The sequence below is a fragment of the Aureibaculum koreense genome (assembly GCF_034296135.1).
In the GTDB taxonomy this organism is placed as follows: Bacteria; Bacteroidota; Bacteroidia; order Flavobacteriales; family Flavobacteriaceae; genus Aureibaculum.
Genome location: NZ_JAXKVV010000003.1, coordinates 264,604 through 284,026, shown reverse-complemented (window position 1 = coordinate 284,026; position 19,423 = coordinate 264,604). Strand labels below are relative to the sequence as shown.

Sequence of the window (19,423 nt, the reverse complement as noted above, 5' to 3'; positions counted from 1 at the left end):
ATTAACGATTAACGATTTTTGGTTAACGAATTTAAGTTGCTCCTTTTGATACTAAAAAGCCTATTGTTATTTCTGTACTTCAGTTGTTTAACTTATTAATTCCCAATCGTGTAACGAATGCTAATACCGGCACTGACGGATTTTCTTGGAAAGGTGGTTGAAATTAGGAAACGAGAGCTGTTTTGATCGTAATAAAAAGAAGCTAATAAATTTTTGTTCAATGCGTAATCCGCTTTAAATTTAAAGGATAATAAACGTTGCCCGCCCGTTACCTGATTGTTCAATACATCAATAGAACGAATAGTAGTGGAGTTGTTGCGAATGCCTATATCACCCGTAAGGTTAATGTCACCTTTAAAATTGGTTAAGGTATTACCGGTTCTAATTTTCAATTTAACGTCTTTGAAACGATAGCCCAGCCCCAAAACATATTCCTTACCTCTAACTTCTGTAATGGTATTGTTGCTTATGTTTAAGTTTAGCATTTTGTCCTGTTTCAGTTCTGCCCTTACCGAAAACGAATTTTTCATACGCATATCCACTTTTATCAGAGGATTGAATTCTTCAATTAAATTAACGCCTGAAAATATTTTAGAGGGTCGGTAATTATTGGTGCTCTCATTGATATTTTCAGAGCCATAAGGGTTATCTGCGTTATATAGCAAATTGTTATTAAAACCCATAACAGAATAAGTTGAACGGTATTCGTGTTCCACTATAAAACTTCTAAAATGTTTTTTAAACCAAGCAAATTTCATGAATCCTTTATAGTTTAAACGCCAATTGGGTATGGGAACATCTCTAAAAGCACTCAATTTTACTTTACTAGCATCTCTACCCGAATAGGTTGCTAAAAATGCTGGAATCAATACCTGTTGACTGTTTTCGCCAAAACCAGCAATATCAGCACCTGATTGCTGTGCCAAACGCTGTTGGATTATAGTTCGGTTTGCTTTAAACTCGTCAAAAGTGGCATCTCCATTACCGTCAAAAGCTTTGCCTAGCATAAAATGACTGATACTGAAATTACCTATTTCGTTAAAAGGCTGATCGTCTAAATCAAATTCAACTCCATTAATAACATCTATTTGCTGTGATTTGTTTTTGGTAAATATTTTATTTGCTGATAGCTCAATACTTAAATCTTTAAACGGCCTAACGTCAGCATTAATATCTAATTTGTTTAAATGTGTAGTGGCAAAAGTTTTGCTGTAATATGGGTCTGTAGCATCTCTTTTGACCAGCCAAGCATTGGCTGCGGCCAAACTTCTGATATCCCTTTGGCTTCCAAATACAAAGCCCAAAGTAGGGGCTAGGCTACCGTTATAATTGTCTCTGCCTAAAAAGCCAACTTCAGGTAAAAATCCTGGTAAAATAGTACCATTTTGTTCTGAATAGGCAACCTTTATTTTTTTGACAGAGGTAACCACATCTACCAAACCTTGCAGTACTTTTTTGCCACCTGTCTTGTCTTTTGTTTCAATAACCCTTCTAGATCTAGGTGCAGCTATTTTCTTGGAAGTTGAATCACGTTTTTTAGCATTTTTATCCCTTTTTGATCTTTTGGTTTTTTTCTTTGCCAAATCTGTAAGCCCTGTTCTTTTATAGAGTTTGGTCATGTCTAAATCGGCAGAAAAAGTATGGGTATTGGCGTTTTGTATGGTATTGCCAATATCCTCAACATATTGTGGTGCGGTGGCTTGCCAATCGAAATCGGCAGTGTAGCTATAGGTTCCGTTTAAAAAATCGAACCAAGTAATTTTATTTAACGGAATTTTATAAGTAGCATCTAATGTTTGATGGTATTGGTTGGGTCTGCCAATACTAAAGAAATTATCAAACAATCGGTCAACAACCGGTTCTCCATTTTCTTTTCTGTCATTAATATAGCTATTTCTTGCGTTGAAAGTAAAAGTAAGCGATTTTGTAAGGTCATAAGCAATGTTATAATCCCAATCGAACAAATAACGTCTTTGGTCAAAATTTACCGGATCTAAGTCTTCACTATAAGACCTAATGAACTGTTCATTATAACTCCTTATAATATTTGAGTTTACGGAAATTGAAGTAGGTAACGGATTCAGGTTAAAATCTTTAATAAATCTAAAAAGACTGTTTTTCTCTAAAAATTGGGATTTTTTAAAAGGTTCAAGTTCTAAAGGTTTAAATCCGTAATTGTAAGTAGCAGCAGCCCGTACATTTCGGTCAACAAATTTTTCCACTTCATAATCTTTATGATAGGTATCGTTGTAAGCATAAGAAAACGAGAGGTTTTCAACATCATAAAAACGTTGTTTCTTTTCAGGATTCGTTCTTTCCTTCCTAACATTAATCAGGTTTAAACTTCTACGTTTTGTATAATCTCTTGAGCTTTCTGCTTCGGCATCGTTTTTATCAAAACGTACATCTTGATATCTTTGATTCCATTTTGGATCGGCAAATTCCTCGCCATAACTCACATTCAAAGGAATTCTTACGCCTGCCGATTTAGGTAGTAATTGCCCTACGTTTATATTACTGATGACATCGTATTGTTTTGCGTCTTCTTGACTTCTTTCGTTTACAGTTTGTTCTAAAGATCCAAAACCCTGTGAGTTTGCCCTGCCCGAAACAGAAAAATCAGCAAAATCGGCAAAATTGGCATCTGCATTTACAACGGCAGCCCAACCACCTTCGTTATCATAATCGGCGACACGTAATTCGTTAAACCATAATTCGGCACTTTTAGACATGTTGGATTTGTTTTTCACCCCAATCATTATAGTTCTTATATTACCTAAGTTGGGATTTCCTTTCAGACGTAATCTGGCATCGGGTTCTGCTGTTTCGCTTGGATATAAATCATTAGGAGGATTAGATGCCGAAATACGCTCAATTTTTAATCGTCCAAAGGCTTTGAGGTCAGCAATCATTTCGTTGGCGTCAGGCCAAATTTCGTCGTCAAAAGTAGCACCAAATGGTGTTATTTTTAAGGGAACTTCATATTGGTAAAAGTTGTTATCGGTATCGCTACCCAACCTTATAATGGCTACCAAATCGTCATCATTAACGCCTAGTTGACCAGCAATTGCTTCCGCATGTATAAACATTTTCAACGTGTTGAACATACGCATATCAAACTGTGTGTTTTTAAAAACAGCTCTTGTTTCGCCCGCAGGCAAATCGTTTATTCTGACAAGTAAGGATTGTTCGTTTTGTTCTTGTAAAGTGGTTGTGCCTTGTAACCTTTCACGGCGTAAACCTGGGGGCAAAACATAAGGAATTGGTGTTTTATTTTCATTTTCTTGAACGTTAACAACACCCACCTCAAAATTTCTATTTTCTTCTTCGGTCAATTCTTGGGGTGGATTAATATTGTCATCCAACGTTTTGGTATATCTTCTCCAATCACCACGAACTAGTTCCAATTCACCAAAACGCAATACCACCGGTATTTTAAATTTGGTCAAAAACATTCGCATAAAACGGATAGAATTAAAATCAGAAATTTGACCAACGGTTTCGTCAGGTGTGGAAATTGGAATTCTAAATTGATACCATTTGGTTTGCTGTTGCGTTCCATCGGGAAGATTAACAGCTACAATTTTCTCATCAACTATATTGTTTTGACCCACAACAAATTGTGTAGGATCTATATCCACTTTATACTGAAAATAACCTTCTACAGTGCTCATGGTCTGGTCTTTATTGATGTCCTCAATATCAGGAAAAGAGCTGGCCGCAGTAGGATACGATTCTGTTGAATTATTAATAGTGGGTGAATTACCCTGTGTTTTATTAAAATTTCTATATCGGGTTAAAATAGAGGCATCTGCCGCATCTAAGTCGCTACCTCTGAAAAAGTTATAGTTATCATTAGCCGGGTCAGGACCAAATTGGGTTCCAAATCGTGTAGCTTCTTCGTCATCTTTTAAACCGTCCAATCCTAAATCTTGATTGGGTCTTTCATCATCCTTTTCGGTAAAAGCATAAATCAGAGATTGCTTTATAGGGATATCCGACCAAGCTGTTTGATCAATATTGGCACCAATATTGGGTTTGGGTATTTTTACACCATCTTCAGGAAGGCCGTTTTCATACATTCTACGATTATCGGTCAAGATATCTTCAGAAATATTACCTAAGTTAAAATATAGTTCTCCGCCAAAATCAGTTGGGTTTACAGAAGTAGGTCCACCTTCTTCTGGTTTTATGGAATAGTTCTCATAAGGATCCATTAACCAGAATTGTATATACTCTACATTGGCTTGTTGGAAATCTGTGGTGTTCAGAGAACGCATAATACCGGCCCATCTGTTTTCCGGATCTGTAAATTTTCCGTTGACAACGTTTTGGGTGTCAAAATTATAAGAACCACGCTCTTCAGGGAAATATGCTAAATCTAACGTATTTACTATATTGGATTGGGTAATATCTAAATCTAGTTCTGGGAACAGTTCGTTATAGCCAACCTGACGAACTTCCGCTCTAGATAGTTCAGCATTGTCAATATTATTTGGTTTTAAAGAGTTGCCATAAAACAATCTATCAATAGTGTACCAAGCCAACTGCGATCTTTTCTTACCAAATTTCAGCTGATCTGGATCGGCATCATTATAAAATTGCAAATCTGCTCGATTTTGATTTTGTGGCACACTGGCCAAAAACCATTGTCGGTACGAACTGATATCCAATGGGATTTGCGAGCCTTCAAAATCGTCTATGTACGAAGCATTTTCTCCGCTAATTCCACCATTTCTGTTTTTTGCAGTTCCGGGCATTAAATAAGCGGCATCGGCCCTGATTGAAAAGTTAGAAGCCACATCCGTATCAATATTCGGTAATTTATTTACCCATTTGGTAAATTTTGGTACTTCGGTCTGGTAGCTTAAATTAAATCCCGCAAGGGTATTATTGACCGATTCTTGACCAAATTGCATTTTGCCATAAGGTCTTTCCCTCATATTAATAATTGTACCACCAATGGCAAAATTTTCTGAAAAAACATGTTGTACATCGACACCTAAATAGCTGCGTTGTTGTTGATTGAATCCATTATTATTTTCGACAGAAACTTCAATTGGAGCATTGGAAGCCATTAAATTCGGGTTGATAACCTGTACCGTACCAATATTATAATCTACCACATAATCAACACCTTCCAAAAGTTCTCTGCCTCCAGATGTTACTTTTACAGATCCTTTACTTACATTAAACGCCCCCAAAGGAATACCAGTATCATTCTCCGTTTTAAAATACCCTTTGATGATGTATTTATCTTTGTACTGAAAATCGTTTTGTGCCTGTGATTTTGTTCTGTCGTACAATTCGGTAAAGACATATTTTTCATCTGCGGCATTGGTAAGAATTTCCCCCAGTTCACCAGGTTCAGCAGTATTTGAATTGCTATTTCCAAAAGGTTCAACCGTTGGGAATATTACGTAACCTTCTTGAGAATTGACTGTAATGCTTTCTACATAATCGAATAAACCATCACCGCCAGGCTCAGGGTCATTAGATTGGTCCAAACGGTCAACACGCAATAGATTAAGTAGGGTTTTTTGATTTACACCGGGCGTTTGGGCATTTTGCAAAACGTTTAAGGGTACTCCTTCTTCATCGTCCTGATACATTACTTCCAACCTAAACCCATCACGATTTAATTGATAAGCTCCCGGCAAGGCGTAAATATTTTTCATCATTAAATCCCACATAGGTATTGTGGTATTTACAATTTCGCTACGTAATAATTTAACCACTAAATTTGCGGGTGCTATAACACCATCGGTTGAAAGTTCGCCCACTCTAAAAACATTTTCTCCGGCTACATTACTATCGGTATACTCAAAGGCAACCGCCAAAATTTCGCTATCGGCCAATCTTCTATTCAGGGTAATGTATCCTAACTGTGGGTCTAATGTAAAATCTATACCCAGAATCAATTTTCTAGCATTTTCTAAAATGGTATAATCCGTTCCCTGTTGGTACCCAGATAAAGTAGAACTTACGGTAGAAATATCCCTAATACCAGGATTGCTCAATATATTGTTTAACGAGTTGGCTTTATTAGATGGGTCTTTTTCTCCCACTACGGGAGTTACTAAATTCGAATGGATATTGGTATCTTCTCCTTCACCAAGATCGGCCAGAGCAACAATGCTTCGGACATCTTCCGTGGTATTGTTTTTATTGGTAACCCAAACCTCAATTTGAGTAACTTGTTTTGAACTATTTATCAACGGAAATTTAGTCAAGGCACTATTAAAATCATCTCGGAAACGTTGTGATAAAAAGAAGTGCCTGTTATCGTCATAATTACTGGCACTCATGTCAAATTCGGTAATGGTGGCACCGCCTTCTGCGGCCACAGAACGTGTTTGTGATTTTTGTTGAGAGAAAACCCCTGTTACGGTAGTTTTACCAAATTGCAATTGTGTTTTAAAACCAAATAGGTTTTGTGCACCGCTTACCAAAGAATTTTGAATGGGCATACTGATATTACCCACTTCAATTTTTTGGATAATATCGTCTTCGGTAGGTGTATATTCTAATTTGATCTGATTTTGAAAAGTAAAACTTGCCTGAGTATCAAAATTTGCATTTACCCTAAGTCGTTTACCTACTTTAGCATTTAAACTGGCACCTATTTCTTGACCAAAATCGAAAGTGGTACTTTGCCGGTTACGCTCGGACAACTGTGGATTTTGTACTTTTTGATACAATATACCCATTCTAATTCCCACATATCCAGTAGGGTTTACCTCAATGGTATTTCCTCCAAAAATATTTTCGAAAAGTCCCGATTTTACGTAATACCTTGGTAGTAAGTTCTTTTGAGCGTCGTTATCTTTGTTTTTACCACTTACCGCACTCACTTTATCCTTAAAGTAGTCTAACATATCCTTGTTTAAACGATATTCTTTATACTCCTCTTCGGTCATGTAAGAAGGATGTTTTACATAATAATCGCCAACTTTTTTTACAAAAATGTATTGTTTTGCCTCGGCATCGTAAACAATTTCGTATTCCGATAAATTATCCAGGAAAAGGCTGCCTTTCTGGTCTCGTTTAAATTTGTACGGTAAATTGGGTAAAGTGTCCCTTTTAATCGTATCTGTGGGTTTAATGACTGATTTAGTGTTAGTTACCTTAACGGTGTCTTTTGGATTACGAGCAGACGGGGGTGCTTGAGCAAAAATGAAGGTTGATGCAAAAATGAGTACTAATAAAAATAGACTATATGTCCTTTTTAAGTTGATATTCAAAGTTTTACAAGTTTTTTAATGCTTGCTTTATGATGTTTTCAAGGGTAGTATCAGGGGTTTCTTGAATAATTTTCTGTACTAATTTTTCCACCTGTTTACGCGAAAACCCAAGTACTTCTAAAGCAGATAACGCTTCATCTTTAATAGTATTGTTGTTAGAAGCAGAATCTTCTGAAATTTCATAAGTTTTAACAATTTTATCACGTAAATCTATAATAACACGTTGGGCGGTTTTGGCTCCAATTCCCTTTACGGATTGTATAGTGGCAACATCTTCAGAAGCAATGGCACGTTGAATTTCCTCTGGAGTCATTGAAGAGAGCATGGTTCTTCCAATACTTGGGCCAACGCCCGAAACTGAGATTAGAAGTTTAAAAATTTCACGTTCTACTTTATCTGCAAAACCGAATAAAGTATGCGAATCCTCTTTTATATTGAGATAAGTATAAAGTTTTAATGCTTCCGCATCGGGAATTTTAGCGAAAGTATTTAAAGAAATATGTAAAAAATAACCAACACCGTTACATTCTATAATAACGTAAGTCGGATTTTTTTCTACTAGTTTTCCATTAAGATGAGTAATCATTTAGATTAAAAAGTTAGAGTTATTTATTTAATCCGTAAATGTAGTTTTTAAATTTTGAATGGCAAATTGGGTTTTGTTAATTTGTTAGAGACTAAAAACGAAAACTTCATTTTTTACTTCTTTCGTTTCTCATTCTCTTGAGCATCAATAACGGCAATGGCGGCCATATTTACCATTTCATCAACACTAGAACCTAATTGTAATATATGTGCGGGTTTTTTCATGCCCAACAAAATAGGACCAATGGATTCGGCCCCATAAAGTTCCTTCATTAATTTGTACGTAATATTAGCAGAGTCCAGATTTGGGAAAATAAGAACATTTACTTTTTTATCGACCAATTTAGAAAACGGGAACTCTTTTTTCAGCATTTCAGCATTTAAGGCAAAATCGGCCTGTATTTCACCGTCTATAACCACATTGGGATACTCTTGATGTATTTGCTTTATGGCATCGGCTATTTTTGTACATTCTTTATCTTTTGATGCTCCAAAATTTGAATAAGAAAGCAAGGCAATATTAGGTTGTATATGGAAGAGTTTTGCCAATGAAGCCGTCATTCTTGATATTTTTGCCAAATGTTCTGCTGTAGGGTTTATATTAATGGTGGTATCTGCCAAAAACATGGGGCCACGTTTAGTCAACATTAAATTGGTAGCGGCTATTCTGGTTACGCCATCAGCCATTCCAATGAGTTCCAACATAGGTTTTACCACCGATGAATAATTTCTGGAATAACCTGTAAGTACAGCATCTGCTTCACCTTCATTTACCATCATGGCGGCAAAGTAATTCCGCTCTCTCATTAATTTTTGGGCATCCAATAATTTTATACCATTACGGTGACGGGCTTCCCAATAATTTTTAGCAAATCTATTTTTTCTATCGTTCTCTTCGTCCGTTTTAGGATCTATTATTTCTACTTCATCATCAAATCCAATCTCCGCCTTTAGACCTAAAATAGTTTCTTTCCTACCTAGTAAAATAGGGGTGCCAATGCCTTCATCGTATACTATTTGAGCGGCTTTTAACACATCTAAGTGATCGGCTTCTGCAAATACTACCTTTTTAGGGTTGGCTTTCGCTCGGTTATGCAGTAATCGGATAACTTTGCTTCCAGTACCTAAACGTTCCATTAATTCGTCTCTATATTTATCCCAATCTTTAATAGGTGATGTAGCAACTCCACTGTCCATTGCAGCTTTGGCAATAGCTGGAGGAATTTCATAAATCAATCGTGGATCAAAAGGTTTTGGAATTATATATTCTTTACCAAAAGCCAGACTGACTTCATCATACACAATATTAACTTGTTCAGGAACAGGATGTTTGGCCAAATCTGCCAAGGCATGAACTGCTGCCATTTTCATTTCTTCATTAATTTTTGTGGCACGCACATCTAGTGCTCCCCTAAAAATAAAAGGGAAACCGAGTACATTATTTACCTGATTAGGATGGTCGGACCTTCCCGTTGCCATAATAATATCCTTACGGGTCTTTACCGCTAAATTGTAATCAATTTCAGGATTTGGATTGGCCATGGCAAAAACTATTGGGTCTTTAGCCATAGATTTAACCATTTTTGCACTTAAAATATTAGCTTGAGATAAACCGATAAACACATCAGCTCCGTCCATAGCTTCTTCTAGTGTGTAGATATCTTTATTAGTTGCAAATTCAGCTTTTTCAGCAGATAAATGCTCTCTATCTTTACGGATAACCCCTTTGCTGTCCAACATTACAATGTTTTTAGGTTTGGCACCTAATTTTATATACAAGTGTGTACAAGAAACGGCAGCTGCACCGGCACCGCTTACTACAATTTGTACCTTGGAAATATCTTTTTTGGCAATTTCAACCGCATTTTTTAAAGCAGCGGCCGAAATAATTGCCGTACCATGCTGATCGTCGTGCATTACGGGAATGTCCAATTCTTCTTTTAGTCGGCGTTCTATCTCAAAAGCTTCAGGAGCTTTAATATCCTCTAGATTAATCCCGCCAAAAGTGGGAGCAATCGCTTTTACTGTTTCTACAAATTTATCAACATCAGTAGCATCAACTTCTATGTCAAAAACATCAATGTCCGCAAAAATTTTGAAGAGCAATCCTTTTCCTTCCATTACAGGTTTGGATGCTAATGGACCAATATTACCAAGGCCTAAAACAGCTGTTCCGTTAGAAATTACCGCAACTAAATTGCCTTTGGAAGTGTATTTATAAACATCTTTCTGATTTTTTTCAATAGCCAAACACGGTTCTGCAACCCCAGGAGAATATGCCAAGGATAAATCGCGTTGGGTTGCATATTTTTTAGTTGGAACAACTTCAATTTTACCAGGTTTTGGTAAAGCGTGATATTTTAAGGCTTCATTTTTTTTCTTGCGACTATCCATAAATTATTTTAGTTAGAATGGCAAATTTAACACTATTCATCTAAAAATCTAATATTGCGTTGCAAACCTGAAAATTTTAGCCCCTTTGTCCCTTGGACATTTCCCCACAAGGGGAAAATTTTAAAGACATTTACTCTAAAAAACGAATATTCCGTTTTAAACCTGAGAACTTCGTCCGTTTAACGGCTGATTTTTTAAAAACTTTTTTAAATACATCTTCGGTAAGTTCTGTCCAATCTTTTTTGGTCATTGATAATAATTCTGGGTGTGGATTAAATAGTGGTTCTTGATGAGGTTTAGAAAATCGATTCCATGGGCATACATCTTGACAAATGTCACACCCAAACATCCAATCGTCAAATTGACCTTTTACCGATGTAGGAATTTCATTCTTTAATTCAATGGTAAAATAGGAAATACATTTACTGCCATCGACAACATACGGTTCTACAATGGCTTGGGTTGGACAAGCATCAATACAGGCGGTACAAGTACCACAGTGATCCGTTGTTGGGGTGTCGTACTCCAATTCAAGGTCAATAATTAATTCGGCAATAAAATAAAATGATCCAACTTCCTTGGTCAATAAATTACTGTGTTTACCTATCCAGCCCAAACCACTTTTTGCCGCCCAAGCTTTGTCCAACACGGGTGCGGAATCAACAAAAGCCCTTCCGTTTACCTCGCCAATTTCCTCACGAATAAAAGCCATTAGATTTTTGAGTTTGTCTTTTATTACAAAATGATAATCCGTACCATAGGCGTATTTGGAGATTTTATAAGTATTTTCAATTTGTTCTTTTTCAGGATAGTAATTTAAGAGCAGTGAAATGACCGATTTTGAACCTTCCACTAATTTTGTGGGATCCAGCCGTTTGTCAAAATGATTTTCCATGTATAGCATTTCACCGTGCATGTTCTTATTTAACCATTTTTCCAATCGCGGTGCTTCTTCCTCTAAAAATTCGGCTTTGCTAATACCACAGGACAGAAAACCAAGACGTTTGGCTTCGGTTTTGATAAGGTGTGACCACTTTGTGGAATTATTTTTATTATTTGCCAAAGTTTAAAGTGAGTTTATAAAGCTAAAGTACATAAACAATTTATTTACCAAATAGATGTTATAAACTTTATAAAAATTATGTAAAGACCTCTGATGATTTCAAAGTTTAAAAATCCCTTTTTTGGAAATAAAAGTTGAAAAGCGAAGTTTAATATTATATTTGTTTAAAATTACGCCGAATAAAAAATACAATAATTGAAGACTAAAACAATCCTAAATTTATTTATAAACATATACTAATGAGCTACTTTTTAATGTATTTTTTATTGTTATCAAACAGTGTTTCTAATGACAATCCACAATTAACCATAAAAATTGATAATATTAAACTACTTGAAGGTAAAATTAGAATTGGAGTTTTTAATAAAAGCAAAAACTTTTTAAAACGAGAAGCAGCTATAAAACATTATTACATAACGGTTAATAATACAACTGAAACTATTGAGATAAATGATTTGCCAAAAGGAGACTACGCTTTTTCAATGTTTCATGATGAGAATTCTGATGATGAATTTAATCTTAATTTTCTTGGAATTCCAAAAGAACCTTATGGGTTTTCAAATAATGTAAAACCGAAATTTTCTGCACCTTCTTATAAGGATTGTCTATTTTCATTAGAGGAAGACTTCGTGATGGAAGTTACGTTGAGTAACTGATAGATTATAGTATTATGGCGTTCAACTAAAAAGAATTACGTTTCTTTATAGCTATCAAATTTTATAATGATGAGAAAAACTGTATATATAGCGGGAGTTTTATTTAGCTCGATCACACTATTATCTATACTATTTAAGCTACTCCATCTACAAGGAGCTCAAATCTTATTAATTATTGGAATTGTGGGATTAGCATTACTTTTTATTCCACTTTACGCCATATACAGGTACAATAAAGATAAACGAAAATGACATAAACAAGCAATTATTGTTGTTGGTCTTGATAATAGTGCTGTTACCCTCAGAGAATGGGCTTTGGCAGTTAATTTTTCCGATGCTTTCTTAATAAAATGTGATTTTTATGAAACTGTAGAAAAACGCTTTGGTATAGAAGGTCTTGAAATACCATTCTAGCACAGAACTTTGGTTTGAAAGACATTAAACAAAACAAACTTTTACATTTTAACAAAAAAACGTATCTATTTTTTATACTTGGTTATCATTATGCTTAAATCATTACAATCAAAATCGATAGTTTTTCTAATTTCTTTTATCGTTTTATTGAAAAAATAACCTATAATTAATAAAATTTCCAATCCAATAAGCAACCAAGGATTAATACCTTTAACGAGATGAGCTAAGGCTTCTGAAAGTAGTGCAGTGGTGTTAAATAAAATTAAAATGAGTAGTACGACTGATGTTTTCATAGCTTTTTTGTTGTAAAGCTATCAATCTTTTAATCTCTTGTCAAGGGGAAAAATCCTGAAATTTTGTAAGGATTTTCGCCCTCTTTTATTGGGGCTTTTATCCATATAAATTTAAAAAAGCCCTCCTTGAATACTACCTTTAATTTTACCTAAATGTTTATAAGCTAGTTCAGTAACCTCTCTTCCGCGAGGTGTCCGCATAATAAAACCTTGTTGAATTAAAAAGGGTTCATAAACTTCCTCAATGGTTTCTGCACTTTCACTAACTGCGGTCGCTAAAGTGGTTATCCCTACGGGGCCACCTTTAAATTTATCAATGATGGTAACCAAAATTTTATTGTCCATTTCATCTAGGCCGTGAGCATCTACGTGTAATGCTTTTAAAGCGAATTTTGCAATATTAATGTCAATTGTGCCGTCACTTTTTATTTGAGCAAAGTCACGTACCCTACGCAACAAAGCATTGGCAATTCGTGGCGTACCACGACTTCTGCCTGCAATTTCAATGGCGGCTTCCATAGAAATGGGAACATCTAAAATAGATGCACTTCGTTGTACAATAGTTGTCAATAAATCCGTTTGGTAATATTCTAATCTACTATTAATGCCAAAACGTGCCCGCATTGGAGCTGTTAACAATCCAGATCTAGTGGTAGCTCCGATTAATGTAAAAGGTTCTAAATTTATTTGAACGGTTCTAGCATTTGGACCGGATTCGATCATAATATCAATCTTATAATCTTCCATGGCAGAGTAGAGGTATTCTTCCACTATTGGACTTAACCGATGGATTTCATCAATAAAGAGTACATCACGTTCGCCTAAATTGGTCAATAATCCAGCTAAGTCACCTGGTTTATCCAAAACAGGGCCAGAAGTAACCTTTATGTTCGCGTTCAATTCGTTTGAAAGAATATGTGCCAAAGTGGTTTTTCCTAACCCAGGAGGCCCGTGAAAAAGTGTGTGATCCAATGCTTCAGTACGAAGGTTGGCAGCTTCAACAAATATTTTAAGATTTTCAAGTACTTGCTCCTGCCCCGTAAAATCGTTAAAATTTAGTGGCCTTAACTTTCTTTCAACATCTAATTCTTCATGTGAAAGATTTTCATCGGACGGATTTAGGTTTTCGTTCATGAAACAAAAATACTGAAAGATTAACGATTAACGAATAGGTGATTAACGATTTAGAACTTAAACATACAAAAACCAATATTCGCTACTATTTAAGAAATACGAACTTTAAAAATCGCGTAACATGAACTTTGTAACTACTAGACTCAACGGTGTTACATCGCTACCGTTTTTTTTTAACTCGTACCTCTTAACCTCTAACTTCGTACCTTTTTCATTCCACATCTATCAACTCGGGTAGCACAATAGCACCAGAATAGGCCTCTTTAATTTCGACTAAAGCTCTATCAGCTTCTAATCGTGATTTATAATTGCCCACACGGACTTTCCAGTCTGGAGGAAAATTCTCGATTTTTAAATAGGTTTCTGGGAATAAAGATTTAAAATTTTCACGGGCTTTGTATGCACCTTGCTCACTCCCAAAAAATATCTGAATTCTGTATCCTTTTATTTTAGTTGTTTTTTTATTATGGGCTTTCTTTTTGGCTAAAATGTTCTTTATGTTTTCACTAGCCTCAATGCTTAGGCTTCCTTCTTGCTGGGCAGTTAAAAATGACGTGCTAAGCACACAAATTGTAAGGATAGCAATGCTGTATCTGTTTAAAAATGATTTCATTATAGTTTTTTGTTTTGGCAAATTTAAAATTTTGTTTTTAGCTTTAGCATACAGTTCGTTATTTAGAACGATTATAAATTACATTTAACATTATTTTTAGATTTTGCATCTATCCAAATAATGTTATTTTTGTCAAATCTTTCTAAGAACGTGCTTTCGTTATTTAGAATAGAAAAAATCGTACCAAAACGATACTTGATAATATATTTTATAATATGAAAAGTGTGAATCAACACCGTAAAACCTTAAGATTAATCATATCTAGTCTTACTTTCATTTTACTTTTTACATCACAGTTATTTGGTCAAGAACCCAATCTTGATAATGGTAAAAAATTATTCAATGCCAATTGTGCTGCTTGTCATAAACTGGAAGGTAAATTAATTGGTCCACCTTTAAAAGGGATAACGGAGAAAAGAGAAGAGGCTTGGTTAATTGCTTGGATTAAAGATAACGAGGCGTTAAGAGCAAGTGGAGATGAAGATGCAATTGCCATTTACGAGGAGTACAATAAGCTACCGATGTTGGCGTACCCACAATTTTCAGATCAAGATATAAAAGATATTTTAGCGTATACTGATGATAAACCTCAACCAAAATCGGAAGAAGGTGGTGCTGCACCAGTTCAAACGGCAGCTTCTTTAGGGATAGATTCTATGCAAGTGGTTACGGGTAAAAAAATATTCAATGCCAATTGTGCCGCTTGTCATAAATTGAACGACAAATTAATTGGTCCGGCTTTGGCAAATATTCAAGACAAACGTTCCGACGAATGGTTACACGCTTGGATTAGGGATAACGCTGCGTTAAGAGCAAGTGGAGATGCAGATGCTATCGCTATTTATGAAGAATACAATGGTTCTCCAATGACGGCTTTTCCGCAATTATCAGATGCCGATATTGATGCAATTTTGTTATATACGAAGCACGCAGATATTTTAGAAAAACCAACTGATAAGGTACCTGTAAATCCAGTAGCTTCTACAGCCCCAATTCCCTGGAAAACCTATTTGGTTTTGTTGGTATTGGCAATAGCTGTAGTATGGGTTTACTTTAAGAGCAAAAATGAATTTGTGAAATTGGTTACCACCATTGCACTTTTGCTAGTGGTTGGTTATTTAGCCTATTGGGGGATGATGAGCATTGGTGTAGATCAAGGTTACAAACCAGTTCAGCCTATTGCATTCTCGCATAAAATACATGCAGGTGACAATAAAATTGATTGTCAGTATTGTCACTCTTCCGCAAAACATAGTAAAACTTCCGGAATTCCTTCGGTTAACGTATGTATGAATTGTCACAAAGGTATTTCAGAATATAATGGTCCTGTTACTGCCGAACACGATAAGGAGTTTTACGATGGTGAAATTCAAAAAATATATGATGCCATTGGTTGGGATAAAGAAAATAACCAATACATAGCTGGTTACGAACAGAAACCGATTGAATGGGTACGTATTCATAATTTACCTGATTTTGCTTATTTCAATCACTCACAACACGTAACTGTTGGTGGTGTAGTCTGTCAAAAATGTCATGGTCCTGTTGAGGAAATGGAAGAATTGGAGCAGTTTTCTCCATTAACTATGGGTTGGTGTATCAATTGCCATAGGGAAACAGAAGTGAAAATTGAGGATAACGAATACTATGCAAAAATTCATGATGAATTATCAAAAAAATATGGTGTTGAAAAAGTAACCGTAGCACAAATGGGTGGTATGGAATGTGGTAAGTGCCACTATTAAGGTATGAGGTTGGAAGTTCGAGATACGAAGTTAAAAAGTCCGAAGACCGAAGTCCGAAGACGGAAGTAAAAATTTAAAAACTGAATAAATATAAATAGTTCCGAAATTTCCCCCTAAGGGGAAATGTCCGCAGGACAAAGGGGCTATAACCAATAACTAAAATATAGAATGGCGTCAAACAAGAAATACTGGAGAGGTGTTGAAGAGCTTAACGAAAACAGCTCTATTGTTGAAAAGCTAAAAACATCGGAATTTGTTGAAGATTTACCGACCGATGCGTTTCTTGGTGATAAAGAAGCATTGGAATCTTCATCAACTTCTAGACGAGACTTTTTAAAATACGTAGGCTTTACAACGGCAGCAGCTTCGTTGGCGGCTTGTGAAGGTCCAGTGGTTAAGTCTATTCCTTATGTAGTAAAACCAGATGATGTAACACCTGGCATTGCTGATTATTACGCATCTTCTATAGCTAACGGCCAGGATTTTGCCAATGTATTGGTAAAAGTTCGCGAAGGCCGTCCTATTAAAATTGAACCGAATAAATTAGCTGGAGATCAGGGTACTACAAATGCAAGGGTACAAGCTTCTGTTTTGTCTTTATACGACAACAATCGTTTACAAAACCCTAGAGCTAATGGTGAGCCTGTAAATTGGAGTACTTTTGATAAGGAAACAATGGCTAAGCTAAATGAACTAAAAGACAATAATGAAACCATTGTTTTTTTAACAGGAACAACGGCTAGTCCAACTACCAATCAATTAATCCAAGACTTTAAAGCCTCTTATGCAAACGTGCAGCATGTTGCTTATGATGCTGTTTCAGAATCTGCCGCATTAGATGCCTTTGAAACGTTGTATGGCGAAAGAGCATTGCCAGATTACGATTTTTCAAAAGCTGAAGTAATTGTGAGTATTGGTGCGGATTTCTTAGGAGACTGGCAAGGTGGTGGTTTTGAAGTGGGTTATGCCAAAAGCAGGATTCCCAAAAACGGAAAGATGTCTCGCCACATACAGTTTGAGTCCAATTTGTCTCTAACTGGTGGTAACGCAGATAAGCGTTATATGGTAAAACCATCAGAACAAAAACAGGTACTGTTGAATGTTTACAATGCTTTAGTTGGTGGTGGTTCTGCTAAATCAACTTCAGTAGATGAAGGATTAAAACAAGCCATAAAACAACTGGAAGCTGCTGGTAAAAAAGCAGTAGTTGTTACAGGAATTCAAGATAAAAATGCTCAATTATTAGCATTGGCCATTAATAAAAGCATTGGTAGTGAAGCTGTTAATACAGTTGCACGTAAATATGTTAGAAGTGGTAGCGATGCCAAAGTATCTCAATTAATTGGGGATATGAAAGAGGGTAAAGTTGGTGGCGTAATTACCTACCTTACAAACCCGGCTTATACGTTGGCTAACGGTGCAGAATTTGTTGAAGTACTTAAAAAAGTTAAACTCTCCATAGCTTTTGCCATGGGTGAGGATGAAACGGCTTCTGCGGCACAATATGTAGGGGCAATCCCTCATTATTTGGAATCTTGGGGTGATGTTAGAATCAAAAAAGGACATTTAGGGTTGATGCAACCTACTATCAGACCTCTGTTTAACACACGTCAATTTCAAGATACATTATTAAAATGGAACGGTAGTAGCCAATCGTATCACGATTATATAAAATCATATTGGAAAATCAATGTGTTAAAAGGGCTTTCATGGAACAGCACATTGCACGATGGTGTACGCCATTTAGGTGTGGTTGCCGATGCTGTTGAAACCGCTACTTTTGATGAAGAAATTCCAAGTCACGTACCACCCGAAACATTATCCGTACAAGGGGCTTTATCCGCATTTGCGGCATCTATAAAACCATCTGATTTAGAACTGGATTTATATACCAAAGTGAGTTTAGGTAATGGTCAAATGGCAAATAATCCTTGGTTACAAGAATTGCCCGACCCGATTACCAGAACATCTTGGGATAATTATGTAACCATGTCTAGGATTGATGCAGAAGCAAAAGGCATCACCAACAGAACCGTTTCCAATGGAGCTTTAAATGGCGATTTGGTTAATGTAACCGTAAATGGTGTAACCTTAGAAAATGTACCTGTTTATATTCAACCAGGTCAAGCACCGGGAAGTATTGGGTTGGCATTGGGTTATGGCCGAAGCTCTGCCGCAGTTCAAGAAAATCTACAAGTAGGTGTTAATGCTTATCCTTTATATCAAAATTTCTCAAACCATCAAGCGGTAACTATCGAAAAAGTTGCCGGTGAGCATGAGTTTGCTTGTATTCAGTTACAACATACATTAATGGGCAGGGATGAAATTACCAGAGAAACTACTTTGGATGATTTTATCAACAAGCCAAAGCATGATTGGAATCCCAAAGGACACGTTCAACTGGACCATCAAAATGTTGAATTGGAAAAAGTTGACTTATGGGAAAATTTTGATGATTCTTGGGGTACAAAATTCAATCTTTCCATAGATTTAGCAACGTGTATTGGTTGTGCGGCTTGTGTTGTAGCTTGTCACGCAGAAAACAATGTCCCCGTCGTTGGTAAGGACGAAATTAGAAAGAGTAGAGATATGCACTGGTTGCGTATTGATAGGTATTACTCTTCAGATATGACGAAGGAACGTGGAAAAGAAGAAGGTATTTTTGGTACTGGTAAGTATTTCAATGCCCAAACGCATCCTTCCGATAATCCAGATGTTACTTTTCAGCCGGTAATGTGTCAGCACTGTAACCATGCACCTTGCGAAACGGTTTGTCCAGTAGCTGCAACTTCACACGGAAAACAGGGTCAGAACCAAATGGCATATAACCGTTGTATTGGTACACGTTATTGTGCAAATAACTGTCCGTACAGAGTACGTAGGTTCAACTGGTTTAAATATTTTGACAATAATGAATTTGATTATAACATGAACAGTGACCTTGGTAGAATGGTATTAAACCCTGATGTGGTTGTACGTTCTAGGGGGGTTATGGAAAAATGTTCAATGTGTATCCAGATGACCCAAGCCACTATATTAAAAGCTAAAAAAGAAGGAAGACCTGTTAGAGATGGGGAATTTTCTACTGCTTGTGTAAATGCTTGTAGTACTGGTGCCATGGTGTTTGGTGATGTAAATGACAAAGAGAGTAAAGTTGCACAAATTAAAGAAGATGATAGAACCTTCCATTTATTGGATTTTGTAGGTACACAACCTAATGTGTTCTATCAATTAGATGTTAGAAATACAAACGAATCATAATAATAATTAAGAATAGTATAT

The 19,423-nt window shown here is 36.0% G+C and carries 11 protein-coding genes and 1 pseudogene; 5 read left to right on the top strand and 7 right to left on the bottom strand.

The genetic code is table 11. From position 1 onward, the window contains the following. Window positions 1-95: 95 nt before the first annotated feature. The 4 genes from sov to queG form a co-directional block, all read right to left on the bottom strand. A complete protein-coding gene (gene sov, locus UMM65_RS04975) occupies window positions 96-7,244 on the bottom strand; it encodes a T9SS outer membrane translocon Sov/SprA (protein WP_321975379.1) in 7,149 nt (2,382 codons plus the stop codon). Window positions 7,245-7,248: 4 nt separating this feature from the next. Then, window positions 7,249-7,830 carry a Holliday junction branch migration protein RuvA gene (ruvA, locus tag UMM65_RS04970; RefSeq protein WP_321975378.1) on the bottom strand — a complete coding sequence of 194 codons (582 nt, stop codon included), beginning with the start codon at window positions 7,828-7,830 and terminating at the stop codon, window positions 7,249-7,251. A 113-nt stretch (window positions 7,831-7,943) separates the two neighbouring features. Then, window positions 7,944-10,223 carry an NADP-dependent malic enzyme gene (locus tag UMM65_RS04965; RefSeq protein WP_321975376.1) on the bottom strand — a complete coding sequence of 760 codons (2,280 nt, stop codon included), beginning with the start codon at window positions 10,221-10,223 and terminating at the stop codon, window positions 7,944-7,946. 130 nt (window positions 10,224-10,353) lie between these two features. After that, window positions 10,354-11,286 carry a tRNA epoxyqueuosine(34) reductase QueG gene (gene queG, locus UMM65_RS04960; protein ID WP_321975375.1) on the bottom strand — a complete coding sequence of 311 codons (933 nt, stop codon included), beginning with the start codon at window positions 11,284-11,286 and terminating at the stop codon, window positions 10,354-10,356. Between the two features lie 239 nt (window positions 11,287-11,525). Here queG and UMM65_RS04955 point away from each other — a divergent pair, with 239 nt between their 5' ends. Together UMM65_RS04955 and UMM65_RS17635 are read left to right on the top strand one after the other, a co-directional pair. Next, window positions 11,526-11,942, top strand: a complete 417-nt coding sequence (locus tag UMM65_RS04955; protein WP_321975374.1) for a DUF2141 domain-containing protein — start codon at window positions 11,526-11,528, stop codon at window positions 11,940-11,942. A 66-nt stretch (window positions 11,943-12,008) separates the two neighbouring features. Next, window positions 12,009-12,194 carry a GldL-related protein gene (locus UMM65_RS17635; RefSeq protein WP_415859553.1) on the top strand — a complete coding sequence of 62 codons (186 nt, stop codon included), beginning with the start codon at window positions 12,009-12,011 and terminating at the stop codon, window positions 12,192-12,194. Between the two features lie 227 nt (window positions 12,195-12,421). Here UMM65_RS17635 and UMM65_RS04950 read toward each other — a convergent pair whose 3' ends face one another. The 3 genes from UMM65_RS04950 to UMM65_RS04940 all read right to left on the bottom strand — a co-directional run bounded on the left by UMM65_RS04950 (window position 12,422) and on the right by UMM65_RS04940 (window position 14,396). Next, window positions 12,422-12,649 (bottom strand): hypothetical protein, encoded by a 228-nt coding sequence (locus tag UMM65_RS04950; protein WP_321975373.1) that lies wholly within the window; start codon window positions 12,647-12,649, stop codon window positions 12,422-12,424. 111 nt (window positions 12,650-12,760) lie between these two features. Continuing rightward, a complete protein-coding gene (ruvB, locus tag UMM65_RS04945; protein ID WP_321975372.1) occupies window positions 12,761-13,783 on the bottom strand; it encodes a Holliday junction branch migration DNA helicase RuvB in 1,023 nt (340 codons plus the stop codon). Between the two features lie 211 nt (window positions 13,784-13,994). Continuing rightward, window positions 13,995-14,396, bottom strand: coding sequence for an SPOR domain-containing protein (locus UMM65_RS04940; RefSeq protein WP_321975371.1), 402 nt, complete (start codon window positions 14,394-14,396; stop codon window positions 13,995-13,997). Between the two features lie 215 nt (window positions 14,397-14,611). On the opposite strand from UMM65_RS04940, the pseudogene UMM65_RS17630 reads away from it, so the two are divergent. The 3 genes and pseudogenes from UMM65_RS17630 to UMM65_RS04930 all read left to right on the top strand — a co-directional run. Next, window positions 14,612-14,959, top strand: a pseudogene (locus UMM65_RS17630) (cytochrome c); the annotation flags it as partial. Further along, window positions 14,951-16,141, top strand: coding sequence for a c-type cytochrome (locus tag UMM65_RS04935; RefSeq protein WP_415859554.1), 1,191 nt, complete (start codon window positions 14,951-14,953; stop codon window positions 16,139-16,141). The pseudogene UMM65_RS17630 and the gene UMM65_RS04935, both read left to right, overlap by 9 nt. A 168-nt stretch (window positions 16,142-16,309) precedes the next feature. Continuing rightward, window positions 16,310-19,402 (top strand): TAT-variant-translocated molybdopterin oxidoreductase, encoded by a 3,093-nt coding sequence (locus UMM65_RS04930; protein ID WP_321975369.1) that lies wholly within the window; start codon window positions 16,310-16,312, stop codon window positions 19,400-19,402. Window positions 19,403-19,423: the final 21 nt, after the last annotated feature.